At 63.2% G+C, this 3,858-nt stretch carries 5 protein-coding genes; 2 read left to right on the top strand and 3 right to left on the bottom strand.

Translation table 11 applies throughout. The features are described 5' to 3' along the window. Nucleotides 1-232, top strand: a 232-nt coding sequence (locus tag MFF55_RS25915) for a hypothetical protein (RefSeq protein WP_238247036.1), incomplete at its 5' end; no start/stop codon positions are given. A gap of 331 nt (nucleotides 233-563) precedes the next feature. Beyond that, a complete protein-coding gene (locus tag MFF55_RS25910; RefSeq protein WP_238247033.1) occupies nucleotides 564-821 on the top strand; it encodes a hypothetical protein in 258 nt (85 codons plus the stop codon). Between the two features lie 75 nt (nucleotides 822-896). On the opposite strand, the gene MFF55_RS25905 is transcribed toward MFF55_RS25910, so the two are convergent. The 3 genes from MFF55_RS25905 to MFF55_RS25895 all read right to left on the bottom strand — a co-directional run. Continuing rightward, the gene (locus tag MFF55_RS25905; protein WP_306421479.1) at nucleotides 897-1,316 is read right to left on the bottom strand and encodes a BLUF domain-containing protein; all 420 of its coding nucleotides are present in this window, start codon (nucleotides 1,314-1,316) and stop codon (nucleotides 897-899) included. A gap of 37 nt (nucleotides 1,317-1,353) precedes the next feature. Further along, complete coding sequence (locus tag MFF55_RS25900; protein ID WP_238247030.1) at nucleotides 1,354-3,003, bottom strand: EAL domain-containing protein; 1,650 nt, start codon at nucleotides 3,001-3,003, stop codon at nucleotides 1,354-1,356. Nucleotides 3,004-3,077: 74 nt separating this feature from the next. Continuing rightward, nucleotides 3,078-3,858 (bottom strand): EAL domain-containing protein (locus MFF55_RS25895; RefSeq protein ID WP_238247028.1); only part of this gene is annotated, 781 nt, incomplete at its 5' end.

The following is a 3,858-nucleotide window of genomic DNA, read 5'->3' as shown; positions in this document are numbered from 1 at the left end:
CAGAATCGATCCCGTCGATCCTGTCTATCGCTGCCGGCATCTGACGATGATCAGAGGGGTTCCTGTACAATCAGTGAGCGGGACTGGACCCGGTCTGGTGAGAACGGTTGAACAGGGACCCGTGTCGGGGATGCCCGATTTCAGCTCAGCCGGTCTCGCCGCGCTGGGGGCGCTGGGCCTGGATGGCCTCAGACGAGGTTTCGTATGGCTCGTCAGCCGAGGTGCTGGCTGATTGACGGTGAAGCTTCGCCCTGGCCCTCGGCTGGGCAGCCGCAGCAGGGTCGCACCCTTTCGGGCAAGCTGTCTCACGGCGGAGTGTCACAGATCCAATCCGGGTGCCACGGGCTAAGCGTGCCGGATGGCCGAACTTGCATTCATCGCTGTCGCCGGACCGCTCGGGGTGGTTGCCGTCCTGACGGGCGCTCACCCGAAGATCGAGAGGTTGTGGAGACGCATCTTGCTCGGATGATCAAAGGCACACCGCTCGTTCCTGTCCCTCCCGCGGGCAGGCACCACCAAGCTGTTGGCCTTTGTTGATAAAGTCGGCTGTAGCAGTGGGGAACATGACCAAGCAGCCTTCCCACCCCTTCAACCTCGATATCAGGCGTTGCCGTTTTCAGGCCGACACGTTCGTCTGGTCCATCAGCGAGCGTGGCGGAGAGAAGCGACGCTCGCCCCAGAGCTACGCAACCTTTGAGGACGCGCGGCTCGCCATGAAGGAGGTTCTGCAAGGGCTCATTGCGGACAGGCACGCAGCTGTCGCCCGGGCAAGCGACCACGGGCATCTCGATCCACCTGAGCGCATGGCTTCTGGTCAATGAAGCATTAGCCATAGTCTGCGGACTTGTTGATTCCCTAGTTCGGCATGGAAGCGTCGCTGACGACCGCGTCGCCGATCAAGTGGCTTGTTCCTCCTCCAGCGTAAGATTGTAGAGCATGGCGTGGACGCGATCCCCCGTCATGCGATTCGGATCAAAGCCGCTCTCGCCAGCAATCCCGCCGAAGCGGTCGGCGTCTACCTGCGAGGCACCCACGAAGGCCATCGACCAGTTCGTGAAGCAGCGGTCCGCGATGGGGCCGACGCTCATCAGCGAGACCTCACCATGGCGGTCGTCGCGCTGGATCCGCTCGAACGTCGCCTCGACCGCCTCTTGCGGCCCCTCCAGCACCTGAGCAAAGCAGCCTGAGTTGAACAGCAGGGCACCGGTGACGCCGACACGCGCGTTGTTGATCCGGCTGACTTCCAGGATGCGATGCACCTCCTGGAACACCAGCTCGGGCGACCCCAGGATCCGGTTCCGGCTGTAGTAGACCAAGCTTGTGAGTGTCTTGCTCATGAGCCTATCAGATCCTCTAAAGAGTTGAACTATCTGACAGCAGTGCTGCGGCCATCGCGGCCGGCATCGGGCGACCCGTCAGGAAGCCTTGGACCTCGCCGCAGCCTTCGGCCTGGATCGCGGCAAGCTGTTCCGTTGTCTCGACACCCTCGGCGGTCGTCTTAATGCCAAGGCTTGCACCCAGGCTCGCGACCGCCCGCACAATGGCACCGCAATCCTCGTTGTCGACCATGCCGCTCACGAAGGAGCGGTCGATCTTGATCTTGTCGAAAGGAAACTTCCGCAAGTAGCTCAGGCTCGAGTAGCCCGTGCCGAAGTCGTCCATCGAGATCCGAACGCCGAGGGCGCGAAGTGTCGTAAGGGTGGCCAAGACACTCTCAGTGTTGGCCAGCAAAGCGCCCTCGGTGATCTCCAATTCCAGGCGGCTCGGCTCCAAGCCAGAGCGTGCGAGCGCGGACATCACGATCTCGACGAGCTTGGGACTGCGGAATTGCACAGGAGATAGGTTCACGGCAATCGACACCGGCTTGGACCACCCGGCCGCTTCCTTGCAGGCTGTACGAAGCACCCACTCCCCGATCGGCGTGATGATGCCGATTTCCTCCGTCAGGGGAATGAAGTCTGCCGGCTGGACCATCCCACGCTCAGGATGCTCCCAGCGAATGAGCGCCTCGAAACCCGTGACGGCGTTCGTCGCCAGATCGATCTGAGGCTGATAGGCGAGCGTGAACTCCTTCAGGGCCAGAGCCCGACGCAGGTCGAGTTCGAGTGAGCGCCGCGCCTTCATGCGCGCGTCCATGTCGGCCTCGAAGAACCGGAAGGTTCCCCGGCCGTCCGACTTGGCACGATACAGGGCGAGGTCGGCGCGCTTCATGAGCTCGTCCATGTCCGAGCCATCGGTGGGCGACACCGCCACGCCGACGCTCGTGCCGATGTTGAGCATGTGCCCGTCGACCAGGTAGGTTCGTCCCAGCAGGTCAACGAGACGCGCGGCCAGGGTCTCGGCCGCCTGAGGCTGGACGGCATCGGCCTGCAGCACGGCGAACTCGTCCCCGCCGAGGCGTGCCACGACGTCTCCCTCGCGTAACGCGCTCTGCAAGCGTTCGGCGACCTTGCGAAGGAGGGTGTCTCCTACGGGATGGCCCAGCGTGTCGTTGACCGCCTTGAAGCGGTCGAGGTCGAGGCACAGAACGGCGACCTCCGATCCCGTTCGCTTCGCCCGGGCCAGCATCTCCTTCAGACGGTCCTGGAAACTGGCTCGGTTGTGCAGACCGGTGAGCGCATCCTTGTGCGCCAGCGCCGCGTCGCGCACGTAGGCGGTCACGTCATCGAAGGTGAGGACATAACCGCCGGTTGAGAGCGGCTTGAGGATCGCGTCGACGTAGCGGCCATCGCACAGGGCGAGGCGACCCTGCGTCAGCAACGGGTAATCCGTGACGGCGTCGAGGAAGTCGGCGCCACCCTTGACGTCGCAGATGGTGAGCAGGGCGTTCAACCCGCAACCGAGCAGTTCGACGCCGGCGAACAAGGCCCGTGCGCTCTCGTTGGCGAACTCGACTTCGCAGCCCTCGTTCAGGATCATGACGGCCGTGGCCATCTCCGGCAACGCCGCCGAGCGTGGCTTCGCCTTCGGCATCACGGCGAGAGGCAGAGCTGCGGCAGACATGGGTTGGGCTTCCTGATTTGAGAGCAGCGCTTGGTGAGGACACTAACCCCTTCATCTTGCGATGGAGTGAAGGGCTATCGGAAAGAGGCGTCCTTCCGATGGCTTGATGATTCTGGCGAGGCGTAGGTCTGCACGAAAGCTTCGGCGGGAAGCTTAGTGCGCCGCCCGCCCGCAGACAGGGGCGCCAAGGTTTCCAGCAACGGTACGGCCGGCAGGCTGGCAATCGACGGCTTGGCGAACAGGTAGCCCTGGAACAGGTTGATGCCCGCCGCCCGCAACGTCTGCAGCTCCGCCTCCGTCTCGATGCCCTCCGCAATGACGGCAACACCAAGTTCGCGGGCCATCGTGGTGATACAAGCGATGATGGTCTGCTTGGCAGGCGAACTGGTGAGGTTCCGGATCAGCTCCATGTCGATCTTGATGAAGTCGGGCTGGAAGTGGGCCAGAAGGTTGAGGCCGGCGTAGCCCGCACCGAAATCGTCGATCGCGGTGACGAAGCCCTGCTTGCGGTACTCCTCGATGATGCGCTGGACATGAGGGATGTCCGTCATGCGCTCGTTCTCGGTGAACTCGAACATGATCTGGCGGTGCTCGAACCCGATGCGATGGGCAGCCTCCAACGTGGCCCGAATGCAGGCGGCAGGCTCGTAGACCGCATTCGGCATGAAGTTGATCGAGAGTTTGGTGGTGCCGTCAGGAGGAAACAGACTACCGGCCAGCTCGATCGCCTTCACACGGCACGCCTGATCGAACTTGTAGCGGCTATCTTCCGTCACCTGCTCCAGAATCTGGCCCGCGCCCTCACCGTTGGTCCCACGCACGAGGGCTTCGTGCCCCCATACCGTGCCGTTGGAG

It is taken from the genome of Methylobacterium iners (assembly GCF_022179305.1).
Lineage (GTDB): Bacteria > Pseudomonadota > Alphaproteobacteria > Rhizobiales > Beijerinckiaceae > Methylobacterium > Methylobacterium iners.
The sequence above is the reverse complement of the archived record's forward strand: the minus strand, read 5'-3'. Positions and strand labels throughout refer to the sequence as shown.

Bases quoted from the DNA above. Each gene is read 5' to 3' on its own strand.
- MFF55_RS25910 (WP_238247033.1), top strand. From the start codon at position 564: ATGACCAAGCAGCCTTCCCACCCCTTCAACCTCGATATCAGGCGTTGC.
- MFF55_RS25900 (WP_238247030.1), bottom strand. From the start codon at position 3,003: ATGTCTGCCGCAGCTCTGCCTCTCGCCGTGATGCCGAAGGCGAAGCCA.